15 protein-coding genes are annotated in these 16,705 nt (G+C 61.1%); 10 read left to right on the top strand and 5 right to left on the bottom strand.

The window, feature by feature from the left end:
- Window positions 1–19: 19 nt before the first annotated feature.
- Window positions 20–1,915, top strand: coding sequence for a methyl-accepting chemotaxis protein (locus tag AC6I7A_RS05750; RefSeq protein ID WP_046101475.1), 1,896 nt, complete (start codon window positions 20–22; stop codon window positions 1,913–1,915).
- A 146-nt stretch (window positions 1,916–2,061) separates the two neighbouring features.
- A complete protein-coding gene (gene idi / locus AC6I7A_RS05755; protein ID WP_009091282.1) occupies window positions 2,062–2,604 on the top strand; it encodes an isopentenyl-diphosphate Delta-isomerase in 543 nt (180 codons plus the stop codon).
- Between the two features lie 55 nt (window positions 2,605–2,659).
- On the opposite strand, the gene AC6I7A_RS05760 is transcribed toward idi, so the two are convergent.
- On the bottom strand, window positions 2,660–4,135 hold the full coding sequence (locus tag AC6I7A_RS05760) for an MFS transporter (RefSeq protein WP_058957723.1): 1,476 nt from the start codon (window positions 4,133–4,135) through the stop codon (window positions 2,660–2,662).
- A gap of 304 nt (window positions 4,136–4,439) precedes the next feature.
- Between AC6I7A_RS05760 and osmF the strand changes: the two genes are divergently transcribed.
- The 4 genes from osmF to AC6I7A_RS05780 are packed head-to-tail and all read left to right on the top strand — an operon-like array spanning window position 4,440 to window position 8,189.
- Window positions 4,440–5,351 (top strand): glycine betaine ABC transporter substrate-binding protein OsmF, encoded by a 912-nt coding sequence (osmF, locus tag AC6I7A_RS05765; RefSeq protein ID WP_058957722.1) that lies wholly within the window; start codon window positions 4,440–4,442, stop codon window positions 5,349–5,351.
- A 3-nt stretch (window positions 5,352–5,354) separates the two neighbouring features.
- Complete coding sequence (locus tag AC6I7A_RS05770; protein ID WP_058957721.1) at window positions 5,355–6,530, top strand: ABC transporter permease; 1,176 nt, start codon at window positions 5,355–5,357, stop codon at window positions 6,528–6,530.
- Complete coding sequence (locus tag AC6I7A_RS05775; protein WP_058957720.1) at window positions 6,523–7,470, top strand: ABC transporter ATP-binding protein; 948 nt, start codon at window positions 6,523–6,525, stop codon at window positions 7,468–7,470. Before AC6I7A_RS05770 ends, AC6I7A_RS05775 begins: the two co-directional genes overlap by 8 nt.
- Window positions 7,458–8,189 carry an ABC transporter permease gene (locus AC6I7A_RS05780; RefSeq protein ID WP_046101479.1) on the top strand — a complete coding sequence of 244 codons (732 nt, stop codon included), beginning with the start codon at window positions 7,458–7,460 and terminating at the stop codon, window positions 8,187–8,189. The genes AC6I7A_RS05775 and AC6I7A_RS05780 overlap by 13 nt, the downstream gene beginning before the upstream one ends.
- Here AC6I7A_RS05780 and AC6I7A_RS05785 read toward each other — a convergent pair.
- Both AC6I7A_RS05785 and AC6I7A_RS05790 read right to left on the bottom strand, forming a co-directional pair.
- Complete coding sequence (locus tag AC6I7A_RS05785) at window positions 8,170–8,277, bottom strand: YohO family small membrane protein (RefSeq protein WP_009091270.1); 108 nt, start codon at window positions 8,275–8,277, stop codon at window positions 8,170–8,172. The genes AC6I7A_RS05780 and AC6I7A_RS05785 overlap by 20 nt on opposite strands.
- An 88-nt stretch (window positions 8,278–8,365) precedes the next feature.
- Window positions 8,366–9,100: a MerR family transcriptional regulator gene (locus AC6I7A_RS05790; RefSeq protein WP_009091268.1), complete on the bottom strand. Its 735-nt coding sequence runs from the start codon at window positions 9,098–9,100 to the stop codon at window positions 8,366–8,368.
- A gap of 149 nt (window positions 9,101–9,249) precedes the next feature.
- Here AC6I7A_RS05790 and AC6I7A_RS05795 point away from each other — a divergent pair, with 149 nt between their 5' ends.
- The 4 genes from AC6I7A_RS05795 to ybiB all read left to right on the top strand — a co-directional run bounded on the left by AC6I7A_RS05795 (window position 9,250) and on the right by ybiB (window position 13,643).
- Window positions 9,250–9,813, top strand: coding sequence for a helix-turn-helix transcriptional regulator (locus tag AC6I7A_RS05795; protein WP_058957719.1), 564 nt, complete (start codon window positions 9,250–9,252; stop codon window positions 9,811–9,813).
- Entirely contained in the window at window positions 9,810–10,328 is a 519-nt protein-coding gene (locus tag AC6I7A_RS05800; protein WP_058957718.1) for a GNAT family N-acetyltransferase, read from the top strand. The genes AC6I7A_RS05795 and AC6I7A_RS05800 overlap by 4 nt, the downstream gene beginning before the upstream one ends.
- Window positions 10,329–10,479: 151 nt before the next feature.
- Complete coding sequence (gene dinG, locus AC6I7A_RS05805; protein ID WP_058957717.1) at window positions 10,480–12,648, top strand: ATP-dependent DNA helicase DinG; 2,169 nt, start codon at window positions 10,480–10,482, stop codon at window positions 12,646–12,648.
- Window positions 12,649–12,674: 26 nt separating this feature from the next.
- Complete coding sequence (gene ybiB, locus AC6I7A_RS05810; RefSeq protein ID WP_058957716.1) at window positions 12,675–13,643, top strand: DNA-binding protein YbiB; 969 nt, start codon at window positions 12,675–12,677, stop codon at window positions 13,641–13,643.
- Window position 13,644: 1 nt separating this feature from the next.
- Here the strand turns inward: ybiB and AC6I7A_RS05815 are convergent, their stop codons facing one another.
- Entirely contained in the window at window positions 13,645–14,802 is a 1,158-nt protein-coding gene (locus tag AC6I7A_RS05815; RefSeq protein WP_058957715.1) for an amidohydrolase, read from the bottom strand.
- Window positions 14,803–15,005: 203 nt separating this feature from the next.
- Window positions 15,006–16,691 carry a urocanate hydratase gene (gene hutU / locus AC6I7A_RS05820; RefSeq protein ID WP_058957714.1) on the bottom strand — a complete coding sequence of 562 codons (1,686 nt, stop codon included), beginning with the start codon at window positions 16,689–16,691 and terminating at the stop codon, window positions 15,006–15,008.
- Window positions 16,692–16,705: the final 14 nt, after the last annotated feature.

Here is a 16,705-nt window from a genome sequence, read left to right on the forward strand (position 1 = left end):
CAGGTTCAGGGGAACAAAGATGTTTAAAACAACACAATCCCGCTTTACCGCAACAATGATCGCGTTCTTTGTTGCGCTTTTACTCGTTACAGTTTGGGTTATCAATCAGTTTGTCGCACCGCAGCTGGTCGACAGCGAAAGCCGTCTGGTGCGTTATCAGGTCGATTCACTGGCCTCCGGTATCGTCGAGCAGATGAACCGCGTTCAGGCTCAGCAGCGTGCGATTACCGAAGCGGCCTCCGTCATGGACAGCGCCACCATCGACACCCTGCTACCGACGCTGGTTAACCAGTATCAGGACAGTAATGTCTTCGGCGGCGGCATCTGGCCGTTGCCAAATCGTCGCGATCCCGCCAAAGAGAAAAACAGCAGCTTCTTTGCCCGCAATGCCAGCAACGAACTGCAGGTCAATACCTACTGGAACTCCGATGCCGCCGACAAATACTGGGAGCAACCCTGGTACAAGGATGGCCTGGCCGCCCCGAAAGGGCAGTGTGCCTGGGCAAAAGCCTATCAGGATGCCGCCAGCCCACAGCCGCGAACCAACTGTGCCATGGCGATCTACCGCAACGGCACCGTCTGGGGGGTGGCAACCATCGACGTGACGCTGGGATTCTTTAACCAGCTGGCGAAGCAGATGGGCGAAACCATTCAGGGCAACGTGCTGATCGTCGAAGCGGATGGCAAAGTTGTCGGTAACGGTGCGCTGGTGAATGCCGCGCCGAAGCTGGAGAACCTGGCCGATGTGCAGACGCCGATGGCAGCGCCCCTGAAAGCGCTGCTGAGCGGGGCGGGCACCCAGCCGCTGGAAACCACCTATGACAGCAGCGAAGGCGAGCAGACGCTGTTTCTGCAGGCCATTCCCGGCAGCCCGTGGTTTCTCGCCAGCAGCCTGCCGACCAGCCTGCTGAAAGCGCAGTCGCACAACATGCTGACGCGTCTGGGCCTGGTGCAGATTCCGCTGGCGGTGATCCTGCTGCTGGTGTCGCTGGGCTTTGTCCGCGCCATGATGAAGCGTCTCAGCGTGCTGAACAGCAACATCGAAGCGCTGTCGACCGGCGGCGCGGACCTGACCCAGCGTCTCCCCGCCAGCAACAGCCCGGAGTTCAATGCCGTTGCACAGAGCTTTAACCAGTTCATCAGCTATCTGCAGGGGTTAATCCAGCAGGTGGGCGACAGCGCGCTGGCGATCACCGCAGCGTCGCGCGAGATCGCCAGCGGCAACGCCAATCTCTCTTCGCGCACTGAAGATCAGGCCAGCTCGATTGTGGAAACGGCGGCGTCGATGGAGCAGCTGACCGGCACCGTGCGTCAGAACGCCGATAACGCTACTCACGCCAACCAGCTGGCAGGCGATGCCTCGCAGGTTGCCGCACGCGGTTCAGAAGTGGTGCGTCAGGTCGTCACCACCATGGGCGAGATCCACCATTCGTCACGTAAGGTGGTCGACATCATCAGCGTGATCGACAGCATCGCGTTCCAGACCAATATCCTGGCGCTGAACGCCGCCGTCGAGGCAGCCCGTGCCGGTGAGCAGGGGCGCGGTTTTGCGGTGGTGGCGTCAGAAGTGCGTAACCTGGCGCAGCGCTCAGCCAATTCGGCGCGTGAGATTAAAAAGTTAATTGAAGAGTCCGTGGCGAACATTGATACCGGCAGCGCGCTGGTGGAGCAGGCGGGTCAGACGATGGATGAGCTGATGCAGGGCGTCAGCAGCGTAACGACGCTGATGAGCGAGATCATGTCAGCCAGCCGGGAACAGAGCATGGGGATCGAGCAGGTTAACGTGGCGATTACGCAGCTGGATGGCACTACCCAGCAGAACGCCGTGCTGGTCGAGCAGGTTTCCGCTGCGGCTCAGGCGATGGAGGCGCAGAGTACCCAGCTTGAGCAGGTGGTGCAGAGCTTCCGGCTGTAATTCTTCCTCAGGCCAGCGTTGCTGGCCTGATTTTCGTCTGGCGTCATCCGCTTACCTCTGCCCGATAAGGGTAAAAATTCCTTTCTGTTACGCCCAAACCGCGAATCTTGTGCCAGAATAGTTGAGAATAATCTCAAGGAAACGCCATGTCTGCTATTGAAGTTATCCTCGTTGACCACCTCGATCGTCCCACCGGCAAAATGGAAAAGCTGGAAGTGCATGAAAAAGGACTACTGCACCGCGCGGTGACGGTCTACGTCTTCAATTCCCGGCAGGAGCTGTTACTGCAGCGGCGCGCCAGCGATAAATATCACTGTGGTGGCTTGTGGAGTAATACCTGCTGCGGGCATCCGTATCCTCATGAATCGACCCGTGACGCCGCTGAACGCCGCCTGCGCGAAGAGATGGGCATGGTGGTGACGCTGACGCCGGTGTTTGAGCTGAGCTACAACCTGAAGCTGAGTAATGGCCTGACCGAGCATGAATATGGTCACGTCTTTTTTGCCGTCTGCGACAGCCTGCCGCAGCTCAATCCGCAGGAAGCGGACGCCTTCGATTATCGCCCGATGGCGTTGATTGAAGAGCAGATGCAGCAGCAGCCAGAGCAGTTCACGCCGTGGTTTTTGCATACCTTCCCGCGTATCCCGGACTATCTGGAGCAGTTTCCTTTCCCGGCCGTTACGGCATAAAAAAACCGCACTGAGGTGCGGTTTTCCTGCGCTCTGTCCACGCCCGCAGCGCGGATTATCGCGGCAGCTCAAAATCCTCTTCATCCACATCATAGCCCGATGGTTCCCAGCGGATGGCCAGCAGCGCCAGCAGTCCGGCCAGCGGGGCCAGGAAGATCACCCAGAACACGCCGGTGCCGAGCGCCGCAACCAGCACCGGGAACAGAAACAGTGAAACGGTCGAACTGCCGCGCATCAGCGTCTGATTGAAGCCGACGCCCACACCCCGCAGCGACGTGGGGTAGCTCAGTGACGCAAAGGTCATGGTGTGCGAGCCGGGCCCGAATCCCTGACCAAACAGGAACAGCGCCAGCATGCCGATCGCGACAGCCGCTTCCTGCCCCCCTTCCGGGCGACCAATCAGCGCCAGCCCGAGCAGCGCCACACACTGACAACTGTAACCCGCCACCGACATCTTCCAGGCACCCAGACGCGGCACCAGACGCACTGCCAGCAGCCCGCCCACAAAGGCGAACAGCAGATTCAGCGCCAGCGACACCAGAATTGTGGTCAGCATCGACTGGGCAAAAAAGCTGGTGATGATCACCGGCAGGCCAAATGCGACGGCGTTGTAAGCAAAGGATGAGGCGATAGAGGTAATGGTCGCCAGCAGCGTGCGGCGGCGATAGACGCCCTGCAGCAGCGCACCATAGTTGCGCCAGCTCGCCCTGCGCACCGGAGTAACCGGCGTCAGCGCGGCATCGGGTGCCACCTGCGCGTTGATATTCCATGCGCTGCGTAAGATCGCCGCCGCCCCTTTCAGGTCGCCCTGATTGGCCGCCCAGACCGGCGACTCACTCATGTAACGACTGCGGATAGCGATAATGATAATCGCCGGCACGGCTCCAAACCCCAGGATCAGCCGCCACAGCCAGTCGGTATGGCTCTCCGGCAATACCGCATAGAGCAGCAGCACCAGCAGATAGGAGATACTGATCGCCGCGTACCAGGTCGGGCACCACATCGCCACGCTGGCGGCTTTATTCCCCTTACCGCGCAGCTTCGAAAACTCCGCCAGGAAGGCCATCGCCACCGGCAGATCGATGCCGACACCCAGGCCCATCACAAAGCGCGCTGCACCCAGCACATACTCATTGGGAGCAAAAGCACAGGCGATAGCCGCGACGACGAAAAAGAACATATCGGCCATAAAGACCCGATAGCGGCCAATCTTATCGGTGAGGTAGCCGCCGAGCAGCGCACCCACGATCGCCCCGAAGGTAATCGCGGAGGCGATCATGCCGGTGCCAGTCGGCGTAAGATGAAATTCGCGCGTCACATCTTTGATGCCAAAAGCCAGCGCACCCAGATCGTAGGCGTCAAGAAACACGCCTCCCAGCGCAATCGCCACCACGATGCGGGCATTATTGCGGGCGCTGTCGCCGCTGTTCACTAAACGGGAGACGTCAGCGGCGCTGCGAATCCATTGCGTTTCCCCGGCGGGCGAACGCCCGGCAGTCGCCACAGGGGCAGAAGAAGTCAGGTCGGACATGATGTTGTGCGTCTTTTATTATAAAAACAGATTTTCGAGAATAGCCGTTTAGACGCCCAGACGTAAATTCATTTGAGTTATATAAAATTATTTTATAATCTCAAATCGTTATCAGCTTGCGAGAAAGTCAGCGGCATCACCGCCGCGCCAGGCTACGCTTTTAAGGCAGAGAATTTACCGCTTCGCGCCCTGCCAGCATCGACTCACAAAGCAGGAGAGCAGTCTGATCGCTCAGGCGCACCATTGACGCCTCGCGAAAACATCACGCTATAACAACACGCGATAATGCGATAAGGAAAAGGTCATGGTCAGAATTCGGGGTTGGATCGGCGTCAGCGCCTTACTGCTCAGCATCGGGGTAGCACAGGCAGCCGATCCGGTGCGGGTCGGCTCAAAAATTGATACGGAAGGCTCGCTGCTGGGAAATGTGATTCTTCAGGTGCTGGAAAAGCATGGCGTGAAAACCGTGAATAAAATCCAGCTCGGCACCACTCAGGTGGTGCGTGGCGCGATCACGGCGGGCGAACTGGATATCTATCCGGAATATACCGGCAACGGCGCATTTTTCTTTAACGATGAAAAAGACAGCGCCTGGAAGAATGCCGCCCAGGGCTATGAGAAGGTGAAAAAGCTCGATGCGGAGAAAAACCATCTGGTCTGGCTGACACCGGCACCGGCTAACAACACCTGGACCATCGCTGTGCGAAAAGATCTGGCCGAAAAGAATCAGCTTACCTCTCTGGCCGACCTCAGCGCCTGGCTGAAAAAGGGCGGGACCTTCAAACTGGCGGCGTCGGCAGAGTTTATTGAACGCAGCGACGCCTTGCCCGCCTTTGAAAAAGCCTACGGATTTAACCTCACGCAGGATCAGCTGCTGTCGCTGGCTGGCGGCGATACCGCGGTGACCATCAGCGCGGCGGCGCAGCAGACCTCCGGGGTGAACGCGGCGATGGCGTACGGCACCGACGGGCCGGTGGCGGCGCTGGGTCTGCAGACGCTCAGCGATCCGAAAGGCGTTCAGCCGATTTACGCCCCGACACCGGTGATCCGCGAATCGGTTCTGAAAGCGTACCCACAGATTGCGGAATGGCTGAAGCCGGTATTCAGCGCGCTGGACGAGAAGACGCTGCAACAGCTCAACGCGAAAATCGCCGTGGACGGTCAGGATGCCAGCAGCGTCGCGACCGAATGGCTGCAGCAGAAGAAGTTGCTGTAACCGATGGTGTTATCGCGGGAAGCGATACGTCGCCCGCTGCAACAGCCGGTGGCCCTGCTGCTGCTGACGCTGCTGAGCCTGGCGCTGGCTGCGCTGCCGTTTCTTAACTTCGCCCCGAACCGGCTGGTGGCCGGGGAACCGCTGATGGGATCGCAGATCAGCCGGTTCGGGCTGCTGCTTGTGCCGCTGCTGACGCTCTGGCTGCTGTTATGGCGGCCGCCGACGCGGGTAAACCTGGTGCTGGCGCTGCTGGCCGCGCAGCTGATGCTGGCCGCGATCCTCTGGCTCAGTGGTCATCAGGCCACGCTGCTCAGCCAGCAGGGGAGTCGTCTGGCACGCACCAGTTTTGCCAGCGGTCTGTGGTGCAGCGGCGCGCTGCTCCTGCTGCTGATCACCGATCGGGTGCGGCAGATCACCCGTCACCGGCTGGCTCAGCTGCTGCTCAATCTGCAGGTCTGGCTGCTGCCTCTGCTGCTGCTCTTCAGCGGTCAGCTCAGCGACCTCTCCCTGCTGAAAGAGTATGCCAACCGCCATGCGGTGTTTGATGCCGCACTGGGACGCCATCTCACGCTGCTGGCCGGTACGGTGCTGCCGGCGTTGCTGATAGCCCTGCCGCTGGGGGTCCTGCTGTTCCGGCGGCCAGGCTGGCAGAGCGGCGTCTTTGGCGTGCTGAATGTGATCCAGACGGTGCCGTCGGTGGCGCTGTTTGGCCTGCTGATTGCGCCACTGGCCGGACTGGCAAATCACTTTCCGTGGCTCGGGGCTTGGGGCATCAGCGGCATCGGCATGGCCCCGGCGCTGATCGCCCTGGTGCTCTACGCCCTGCTGCCGCTGGTACGCAGCGTGGTGGTGGGGCTGCAGCAGGTGCCACATGAGGTGCGCGAAAGCGCGCGCGGCATGGGGATGAGCGGCTGGCAGCAGTTTGTCGCCGTCGATGTGCCGCTGGCGCTGCCGGTCTGGCTGGCGGGTCTGCGGGTAGTGGTGGTACAGACGCTGGGCATGGCGGTGGTCGCCGCGCTGATTGGGGCAGGCGGCTTTGGTGCGATTATTTTTCAGGGCCTGTTAAGCAGCGCGCTCGATCTGGTGCTGCTGGGGGTGATCCCGGTGATCGCGCTGGCGGTGGCGATCGATGCGCTGTTCCGCCTGCTGATCTCACTGCTGGAGAGAAAAGATGATTGAGTTCAGGGACGTTTCCCGCGCCTTTAACGGCAAAACGGCGGTAAAAGATCTGTCGTTACAGGTGGCGGAAGGGGAGTTCTGCGTGCTGCTCGGCACCTCCGGCTCCGGTAAATCAACCACCCTCAAGATGATCAACCGGCTGGTGGAGTTCGACAGCGGTGACATCCGCTTTGCCGGTGAGTCAATTCGCCAGCTGAATGCCCGCACGCTGCGGCGCCGCATGGGCTATGCCATCCAGTCGATCGGGCTGTTTCCGCACTGGACGGTGCAGAAGAATATCGCCACGGTGCCCGAACTGCTGGGCTGGCCCCGCGCGCAGATCAACGAACGCATCACGGCGCTGCTGGCGCTGCTGAATCTGGACGCACAGCTGCTGAAGCGCTATCCGCATCAGCTCTCCGGCGGGCAGCAGCAGCGGGTCGGCGTGGCGCGAGCGCTGGCCGCCGATCCGGAGGTGCTGCTGATGGATGAGCCGTTCGGGGCGCTCGATCCGGTAACGCGGGGCGCGCTGCAGCAGGAGATGCTGCGTATCCACCGGCTGTCGGGACGGACCATCGTGCTGGTGACCCATGACATCGACGAGGCGCTGACCCTGGCGGACCGCATTGTACTGATGGATAACGGCGGGATTGTTCAGCAGGGCAGGCCGGTGGAGCTGCTGACCCGGCCAGAAAATGATTTTGTCCGCGACTTCTTTGGTCGCACGGAAATGGGGGTAAGACTGCTGTCGCTGGAGCACGCCGGGGATGCCGTCCGGCGCGGCGAGTGGCTGACGGACGAACCCATTGCCGCGACGCTGACGCTGCGTGACGCCCTGTCGCAGTTTATTACCCGGCGCACCGATAAACTGCCGGTGGTCGACGATCAGCAGCAGCCGCTGGGCGTGCTGCACTTTAGCGATCTGCTGCAACTGCGCGAGGGATTAGCATGCGCTGGCTGAAAGATCCGCTGCTGTGGCTGGTGCTGCTCTATGGCGCGCTGCTGGCCCTGATGCCCTATAGCGGGCCGCTGTTTCACACATGGTTTCCCGACCTGGCGCGGCCACTCTATCAGCAGGAGAGCTTCTGGCAGCTGACGCTGGCGCATCTGCTGCTGGTGATCACGGCCAGCCTGCTGGCGATCGTTCTGGGCATCGGCAGCGGCGTGCTGGTTACGCGGCGCGCCGGTCGCGCCTTCCGGCCGCTGATGGAGACGATTGTGGCGGCGGGGCAGACGATTCCGCCGGTGGCCGTGCTGGCGATTGCCGTGCCGGTGATGGGCTTTGGGACCTGGCCCGCCGTCGTTGCGCTGCTGCTCTATGGGTTACTGCCGATTTTACAGGGCACGCTGGCCGGACTCGACAGCGTGCCCGCCAGCAGCCGGGAGATCGCCACCGGGCTGGGTATGAGCCCCTGGCAGCGGCTGTGGCAGATCGAGCTGGCGCTGGCTGCGCCGGTGATCATCGCCGGAATACGCACCTCGGTGATCATTAATATCGGCACCGCCGCCATCGCCTCGACGGTCGGGGCGAAAAGTCTGGGGTCACCGGTGATTATCGGCTTAAGCGGTTTTAATACGGCGTATGTGATTCAGGGGGCGTTGCTGGTGGCGCTGCTGGCTATCGTCAGCGACCGCCTGTTTGAGCGCCTGCAACGCTGGCTTAGCGTGAGTGAACGATGAGAGAGTATCCGACCAGCATCAGTCCGCTGGTGCCGCCGACGGCCATGATAAAAAAGAGCGTGGCGAAAAAGGCTTTTTTGCAGTTCATGGAGAAAACCTGAGCGTGTTAACAGTGAGGCGGGGATAATAGCGCGCGCGAGGCAGCAGGCAAAGCGCCCGGCGTGCGTTTTTTGTTATCAGGCGGGTTCGTGCAACCGCACGGAATAGCCCTGTTCCTGCCAGTGTGACAGCTGTTCCTGCTGGCGACGGGTCAGTTTTTTACCGGTAAAGACAAACATGTTCATGCCGGGAAAGAGTTCAGGACGCGGCACGTCCAGCGGTTCGGCCAGTACATCAATCCGCCAGCCGTGCTGCGACAGACGCCAGCCCTCCAGCCAGATGCGGGTGCGATCCTCGATACCCCAGCCGATGATCAGCGCATCCTTGCCCGATTTTTTGCGGCTGCCCGTCAGGCAGAACGCGACATAGTCGATCAGCAGACCATCCAGCAGGCTGCACATCGTGCGGGCAGTGTTCTGGTCCAGACTCAGCTTCTGGCGCACCGGCATAAAAACGTGGTCGATCAGCGCATCAATCGGATGCTCGCGGCCAATCGCGGCAATTTTGTTACGAAGTTTTGCGGGTCTGACGTGGCGCAGAACGCTGATCAGCTCATCCTGCAGGGTTGTCCAGCCATCATGGGCATCCACGTCGCCCCCTTCCAGCAGTGCCTTGACTTTACCGACCGGCACGCCGCTTTCAATCCAGCGCATGATCTCTTCGATGCGCTGTACATCTTCTTCATCAAACTGACGATGCCCGCCTTCGGTGCGCTGTGGCTTCAGCAAGCCATAACGACGCTGCCAGGCGCGCAGGGTGACTGGGTTTATGCCACAGCGCTCGGCGACGTCACCGATACTGTATAAGGTCATAAATGCCTCTTTCGATTGGTCTGAGTGCGATTACCATAACGAAGCCAGTTAAGTTGTACAATACATTTCGCAATGTACAACTTGACTGATACGCCTGTTTTCAGCTATATCTCATTTCAGAGAATATTTCCCTCATGTGAGAAAATACCATGCCGGAGCTGAATACGGAGCAACGACTGGCGGTAAGGCTGGCAGAATTACGCCTGCAACGCGGCTGGTCACTGGATGAACTTTCTGTCGCCACCGGCATCAGTCGCGCGTCATTATCGCGCATTGAGCGAAGCGAGACCAGCCCTACTGCCGCATTGCTTAACCGGCTGTGTGCCGCCTACGGATTAACCATGTCTCGCCTGCTGAGTGAGGTTGAGGAGTCGTCGAGTCTGCTGGTGCCTTATGATCAGCAACCGGTCTGGCATGACCCGTCCAGCGGTTTTATCCGCCGCAATGTTTCACCGCCCGCACTTCATTTTAGATGCGAACTGGTAGAGGGCAAATTACGGCCTGGTGCACGCATTGAATATGATGCGCCACCCATCCAGGGACTGGAGCAACATATCCTGCTTCAGGCAGGCGGCCTGACCGTATCGGTGGCCGAACAGCAGTGGACGCTTAAGCCCGGTGACTGTTTACGTTTTCACCTCACCGGAAAATCGGCTTTCGAGGCGCATCTGACCGAAGGCGCACACTATCTGCTGGCGGTGGCTAAACCATGATCGATTATCAAAGGCTTTCACCTGAACAGGCACAACAGGAGATCGATGGGCTGACGGCAGTGCTTCAGGCCTGCGTGGCTGATGGCGCCAGTGTCGGATTCGTGGATGCCGCCGATGTGGCGGTGATGACGCGCTTCTGGCAGCAGCGGGTAACCAGTCTGACCAGCGGGGAGAGCGAACTGCTGGTGGCGCGTCAGCACAACCGGATTGTGGCGACGGTGATCCTCAGTCGCAGCGCGATGCCGAACGGCCGCCATCGGGCCGACGTCAGCAAGCTGCTGGTGCATCCGCAGGCGCGGCGTCAGGGGATTGCCCGCGAACTGATGCAGCGCGCTGAGCAGCTGGCCCGCGGGCAGGGCAAAACGCTGCTGGTGCTGGATACCCGCAGCGGTGACGTTGCCAGCGATCTCTATCGCTCGCTGGGCTGGCAGGTGGCAGGGTCGATCCCCTTTTATGCCGAGTCGACGGCGGGCGTGCTGGATGCCACTACCTATATGTATAAGGTGCTGGCGTAGCCTGCTTCCGCGCCGGACGACCCGGCGCTGAACGCCTCCACGCTATCCGCTGAAATTTCCGACGGCGCACGAAAAATTCAGCACGAAAGCTGACGCCGCCGGGATACTGTGTAAAAATACAGGCCATTTTTTCGGTGTGGTAACGCAACTCATGGCCCTGACAGCCGCAGTAAAAAGCCAGATAGCGCAGTGGTATAAAGCGCTTTCGCAGCAGGTGCCTGATTTCATTCCGCGTGCGCCGCAGCGTCAGATGATCGCTGAAGTGGCAAAATGTCTGGCTGGTGACGATGCGCGCCACCTGGCGGTGGAAGCGCCGACCGGCGTGGGTAAAACGCTCTCCTATCTTATTCCCGGCATCGCGGCCAGCCGCGCCCAGGAAAAACGGCTGGTGATCAGCACCGCCAACGTGGCGCTGCAGGATCAGATCTTCACCAAAGATCTGCCGCTGCTCAAAAAAATCATTCCCGATCTGACTTTTACTGCCGCCTTTGGACGCAGACGCTATGTCTGTCCGCGCAATCTGGCCGCGCTGGCAGCCGATGACGATCAGCAGGGCGATCTGCTGCTCTATCTGGACGACGACGCCGTCAGCAGCACCAAAGAGGAGCAGACGCAGTGTGGCCGCCTGCAGAAGTCGCTGGATCGCTATCAGTGGGATGGCCTGCGCGATCACAGCGAGGAGAACGTCAGCGACAGCCTGTGGCAGCGGCTCTCCACCGACAAGGCGAGCTGCCTGGGCGCGCACTGCCGCTGGTATCGTGAATGCCCCTTTTTTGTCGCGCGCCGTGAGATTGAGCAGGTGGATGTGGTGGTGGCGAACCATGCGCTGGTGATGGCCGCGATGGAGAATGAGTCGGTACTGCCGCCCGCTAAAAACCTGATGCTGGTGCTGGATGAGGGGCATCATCTGCCGGAAGTGGCCCGCGATGCGCTGGAGATGAGCGCCGACATCACGCCGGGCTGGAGCAGCCTGCAGCTCGATCTCTTTATCCGGCTGGTCGACGGCATCATGACCCAGATGCGGCCGAAGTCGCCGCCGCCGCTGGCAAACCCGGAAAGGCTGAAAGCGCACTGCGATGAGCTGCGCGAACTGCTTACGGTGACCGCCCAGGCGCTGAATCCGCTGCTGCCGCCCCACAACCAGCCGGGCGAATATCGCTTTGTGCTCGGGGCGCTGCCGCAGGAGTTACTCGACCTCTGCGCCCGGCTGTTTAAACTCAGTGACGCGCTGCGCGGGCTGAGTGAAGGCCTGATCAATGCGCTGAGCGAGCAGACGGGCAAGGTCGACGTGGTGCGGCTGCACCGTAATCTGCTGCAGCTCAATCGCCAGTTTGGCTGGTTCGAATCGATCAGTAAACTGTGGCGGCTGGCGGCAATGGAGAAAGCCTCCGGCGCGCCGGTTTCAAAATGGATCACCCGCGAGCTGCGCGAAGGGCAGGCGCACCTGCTGTTTCACTGCGCCGGTATCCGCGTCAGCGATCAGCTGGAGAAGATGCTGTGGCGCAAAATCCCGCATGTGGTGGTCACCTCCGCCACGCTGCGTTCGCTCAACAGCTTCAACCGCCTGCAGGAGATGTCGGGACTGAGCGAAAAAGCGGGCGACCGCTTTGTGGCGCTCGACTCCCCGTTCAACCACGTCGGGCAGGGCAAGCTGGTCATCCCGCAGATGCGCTATGAACCCCTGATGTCGCATGAGGCGGAGCATATCGCCGAGATGGCCGGTTTCTTCCGCCAGCAGATGAAAGAGAAAAAGCACAAAGGGGTGCTGGTGCTGTTTGCCAGCAACCGGGCGATGCAGCAGTTTGTCACCGCGCTGCCCGATCTGCGGCTGTCGATGCTGGTACAGGGCGATCAGCCGCGCAGCCGCCTGGTCGATCTGCACCGGCAGCGGGTTGCTAAAGGCGAAACCAGTATTCTGATTGGCCTGCAATCCTTCGCTGAAGGCCTGGATCTGAAAGGCGATCTGCTGAGTCAGGTGCATATTCACAAAATCGCTTTTCCCCCGGTAGACAGTCCGGTAATTTTGACCGAAGGCGAGTGGCTGAAAAGCCTGAAGCGCTATCCGTTTGAGGTGCAGAGTCTGCCCAGCGCCTCATTTACCCTGATTCAGCAGGTCGGACGCCTGATTCGCAGCCATCAATGCTATGGCGAGATTGTGATTTATGACCGCCGGTTGCTGAGCAAAGCTTACGGCAGCCGCCTGCTGGCGGCGCTGCCCGTCTTCCCGATTGAGCAGCCGGAAGCGCCCGAGCCGGAAGCGATACCGGCCGCCGTGGTGCCCAAAACCAGCGTGCGAAAACGACGTCCCACGCGGCGCTGAGCCGCGCACTTAACCGGAAGCGAGTGATGGAACTGAATAAAATTATTAAAGAGATTGGTCGCGGTAAAAATCATGCCCGCGATATCGATTTTGAGAGTGCCGTGGCGCTCTACAGCGCGATGCTGGCGGGCGAGGTGCCCGATCTGGAACTGGGCGGTATCCTGATTGCGCTGCGCATCAAAGGCGAAGGCGAAGCGGAGATGCGCGGCTTTTATCAGGCGATGCAGGCGCAGATGATGCCGCTGCGTGCGCCGGAAAACCGGCCCATGCCAATCGTGATCCCCAGCTACAACGGTGCCCGTCGTCAGGGCAACCTGACGCCTCTGCTGGCGCTGCTGCTGGTAAAATTCGGCTTTCCGGTGCTGGTGCATGGCGTCAGCGACGACGCGACGCGCATTACCAGCGAGGCGGTGTTTGCGGCGCTCGGCATCGCACCGGTCACCACGGCAGAGGCGGCGCAGGCCAGACTGGATCAGGGCGAGCTGGCTTTTATCACCATCGATCACCTCTGCCCGCCGATGGCGAAGCAGCTGTCTCTGCGCTGGCGAATGGGCGTGCGTAACAGTGCGCACACGCTGGCAAAACTGGCGACCCCGTTTGCGGAGCGGGCGGCGCTGCGTCTGTCGAGCGTCTCGCATCCGGAGTATGTGCCGCGTGTGGCGAAATTCTTCAGCGACATCGATGCGCCAGCCCTGTTGCTTAATGGCACCGAAGGGGAAGTGTATGCGAATCCGCAGCGCTGCCCGGCGATCAGCATGATTCAGGGCGCGAGAGCCGAAACCGAAGTCTGGGTGGAGCGTCAGCCAGAAGTGGCCGTTGAACTGCCGACAGATAAAACGGCAGAGGTGACGGCGCGCTGGATTGAGGAGGTGCTGAATCAGCAGCGCCCGCTGCCCGCGTCGCTGCGGCTGCAGATCGCCTGCTGCCTGCGTGCCAGCGGTCAGTGCGATTCACTGGCGGCGGCGGAGGAGCAGATCCGCGCCGCCGGTTACTGACTCAGGATTGCGGCAGGGCCTGTTCCACCAGATCCTGCCAGAAACGGATGCCAATCGGCAGCAGCGCGTCGTTGAAATCATAGCGGGCGTTGTGCAGCGGCGCAGAGGGGGTTTCTCCATCTGCGCCCAGCCAGAAGTAAGCGCCAGGGCAGGCTTCCAGCATGCAGGCAAAATCTTCCGACGCCATCGACGGATTCACCTGCCAGTGAACCTGTCCGGCACCCAGCGTCGCCAGCGCCACCTCGCGCACCTGCTCAGCGGGCAGCGCATGGTTAGCAGTCACCGGATAGCCCGGTAACCAGTGCACCTCACCGCTGACGCCAAACGGACGCGGCAGAGTCGCCACAAACTCATCAATCAGTCCGCGCACCTTATCGCGCACGCTGGTCTGCAGACAGCGCACCGTGCCGCGCAGCACAATCTGCTCCGGGATAACGTTAATCGCCTCGCCACCGTGGATCTGGGTCACGCTCACCACCGCCGAGGCGAGCGGTGACAGGCGACGCGACGGGATCGTCTGCAGCGCCAGAATCAGCTCGGCGGCGACCACCATCGGATCGGCTCCGCTTTCCGGCATCGCCGCGTGGCAGCTTTTGCCGTGCAGGGTGATCTCAAACGAGTCCAGCGACGCCATCATGGCACCGGGATTCACCGCCAGTGACCCCAGCGGCAGCCCCGGCCAGTTATGCATCGCGTAGATGGCATCCATCGGGAAGCGCTGGAACAGTCCCTCTTCCACCATTCTGCGTGCGCCACCGAGGTTCTCCTCGGCAGGCTGAAAGATGAAATGCACGGTGCCGCTGAACTGGCGCGTCGCGGCCAGCTGGCGGGCAGCGGCCAGCAGCGTGGCGCTGTGACCATCGTGGCCGCAGGCGTGCATCACGCCCGGTGTGGCAGAGCGCCACGCCGCTTCCCCTTTCTCCGTGATCGGCAGCGCATCCATGTCCGCCCGCAGGCCAATGACCGGGCCAGGACCATTCTCCAGCGTGCCGATGACCCCGGTGCCCGCCAGGCCACGAAAAACCTGCAATCCCGCCCGGGCTAACTCCTCCGCGATAAACTGGCTGGTTTGCTGTTCCTGGTAACCTAATTCGGGGTGGCGATGAAACTCACGGCGCCAGCGCAGGGCATCTTCAAGCAGGGCAGGGGAAAGGGTCATGCAGAGTCGCGCTCCATACAGAATGAGAAGATTTCACTTTAGAGGTCGTCTGGCGCGGCGTCTATCGCCGTCAGGCTTAAATCGGGCTATAGGCTAAATCAAAATGGAATAAGTAATAAGGAAGTGATGTCAGCGACCTGCTGCCGGGTGCGAAGCGTGAGGTTGAAAGCCGGGGCAGGCTGCGGCCTGCCCCGGTCAGGATGTTACTTCTGCATGGGCAGGTTCAGGTCGTGCTCTGCGGCGCACTGCTGCGCCAGCTCATACCCGGCGTCGGCATGACGCATCACTCCGGTCGCCGGATCGTTCCATAACACCCGACCCAGACGCGCATCCGCCTCTTTGCTGCCGTCACAGACAATCACCACACCCGAGTGTTGAGAGAAGCCCATGCCCACGCCGCCGCCATGATGCAGGCTGACCCAGGTCGCGCCGCCTGCGGTGTTCAGCAGCGCGTTCAGCAGCGGCCAGTCAGAGACCGCATCAGAGCCATCTTTCATCGCCTCGGTTTCGCGGTTCGGTGAGGCGACCGAACCACAGTCGAGATGGTCGCGGCCAATCACCACCGGCGCTTTCAGCTCGCCGTTGCGCACCATTTCGTTGAACGCCAGACCGGCCAGATGCCGTTCACCCAGCCCCAGCCAGCAGATTCGGGCAGGCAATCCCTGGAAGGCGATGCGCTCCTGCGCCATATCGAGCCAGCGATGCAGCGTTTTGTGATGCGGGAACAGCTCTTTGAGTCGGGCGTCGGTCTTATAGATATCTTCCGGGTCGCCTGACAGCGCCACCCAGCGGAAGGGGCCTTTGCCTTCACAGAACAGCGGACGGATATAGGCGGGCACAAAGCCGGGGAAATCGAAGGCGTTGCTGACACCCTCATCCAGCGCCACCTGGCGGATATTGTTGCCGTAATCCACGGTCGGAATGCCCATATGACAGAAGTCGAGCATCGCCTGGACGTGGACCGCCATTGAGGCGCGCGCCGCTTTCTCTACCGCTTTCGGCTGGGAAACACGCTCCCGCTCCCAGCGCGCCAGATCCCAGCCAATCGGCAGGTAGCCATTGATCGGGTCGTGCGCCGAGGTCTGATCGGTCACGATATCCGGCTTCGGCCCGCCCGCCCTGGCGCGTTTCACCAGCTCCGGCAGAATCTCAGCGGCATTGCCCAGCAGACCGACAGAAATCGCTTTTTTCGCGGCGGTGGCGTCGCTGATCAACGCCAGCGCCTCATCCAGCGTGGTGGCTTTGTAGTCGACGTAGCGGGTGCGCAGGCGGAAATCGATGCGCGACTCCTGGCACTCAATCGCCAGCACACAGGCACCGGCCAGCACACCGGCCAGCGGCTGCGCGCCGCCCATGCCGCCCAGTCCGGCGGTGAGGATCCAGCGTCCGCTCAGGTCGTTGTTGTAGTGCTGACGTCCCGCTTCGACAAAGGTTTCGTAGGTGCCCTGCACGATGCCCTGCGCACCGATATAGATCCAGGAGCCTGCCGTCATCTGGCCGTACATCATCAGGCCCGCTTTATCCAGCTCATGGAAGTGATCCCAGTTTGCCCAGTGCGGCACCAGGTTGGAGTTCGCCAGCAGCACGCGCGGCGCGTCGGCGTGGGTGCGGAAGACACCGACCGGCTTGCCGCTCTGGATCAGCAGGGTTTCGTCCGGCTGCAGAAGCTGCAGGGAACGCAGGATCTGCTCGAAACACGCCCAGTTACGTGCCGCCTTTCCGATGCCGCCGTAAACCACCAGATCCTCCGGCCGCTCGGCCACATCGGGGTCGAGGTTGTTCTGGATCATGCGGTAAGCCGCTTCAATCAGCCAGTTGGCGCAGTGCAGCGTAGTGCCGTGTGGCGCACGAATCTCACGTGCTACAGCCTGAGAAAGAGTTTCGCTCATTACAGATTCCTTAA

It is taken from the genome of Type-F symbiont of Plautia stali, assembly GCF_059731105.1.

Bases quoted from the DNA above. Each gene is read 5' to 3' on its own strand.
- AC6I7A_RS05775 (WP_058957720.1), top strand. From the start codon at position 6,523: ATGATTGAGTTCAGGGACGTTTCCCGCGCCTTTAACGGCAAAACGGCG.
- AC6I7A_RS05760 (WP_058957723.1), bottom strand. From the start codon at position 4,135: ATGTCCGACCTGACTTCTTCTGCCCCTGTGGCGACTGCCGGGCGTTCG.
- ybiB (WP_058957716.1), top strand. From the start codon at position 12,675: ATGGAACTGAATAAAATTATTAAAGAGATTGGTCGCGGTAAAAATCAT.
- dinG (WP_058957717.1), top strand. From the start codon at position 10,480: ATGGCCCTGACAGCCGCAGTAAAAAGCCAGATAGCGCAGTGGTATAAA.
- AC6I7A_RS05750 (WP_046101475.1), top strand. From the start codon at position 20: ATGTTTAAAACAACACAATCCCGCTTTACCGCAACAATGATCGCGTTC.
- AC6I7A_RS05780 (WP_046101479.1), top strand. From the start codon at position 7,458: ATGCGCTGGCTGAAAGATCCGCTGCTGTGGCTGGTGCTGCTCTATGGC.
- AC6I7A_RS05815 (WP_058957715.1), bottom strand. From the start codon at position 14,802: ATGACCCTTTCCCCTGCCCTGCTTGAAGATGCCCTGCGCTGGCGCCGT.
- AC6I7A_RS05785 (WP_009091270.1), bottom strand. From the start codon at position 8,277: ATGAACTGCAAAAAAGCCTTTTTCGCCACGCTCTTTTTTATCATGGCC.
- AC6I7A_RS05800 (WP_058957718.1), top strand. From the start codon at position 9,810: ATGATCGATTATCAAAGGCTTTCACCTGAACAGGCACAACAGGAGATC.
- AC6I7A_RS05770 (WP_058957721.1), top strand. From the start codon at position 5,355: ATGGTGTTATCGCGGGAAGCGATACGTCGCCCGCTGCAACAGCCGGTG.
- osmF (WP_058957722.1), top strand. From the start codon at position 4,440: ATGGTCAGAATTCGGGGTTGGATCGGCGTCAGCGCCTTACTGCTCAGC.
- AC6I7A_RS05795 (WP_058957719.1), top strand. From the start codon at position 9,250: ATGCCGGAGCTGAATACGGAGCAACGACTGGCGGTAAGGCTGGCAGAA.
- AC6I7A_RS05790 (WP_009091268.1), bottom strand. From the start codon at position 9,100: ATGACCTTATACAGTATCGGTGACGTCGCCGAGCGCTGTGGCATAAAC.
- hutU (WP_058957714.1), bottom strand. From the start codon at position 16,691: ATGAGCGAAACTCTTTCTCAGGCTGTAGCACGTGAGATTCGTGCGCCA.
- idi (WP_009091282.1), top strand. From the start codon at position 2,062: ATGTCTGCTATTGAAGTTATCCTCGTTGACCACCTCGATCGTCCCACC.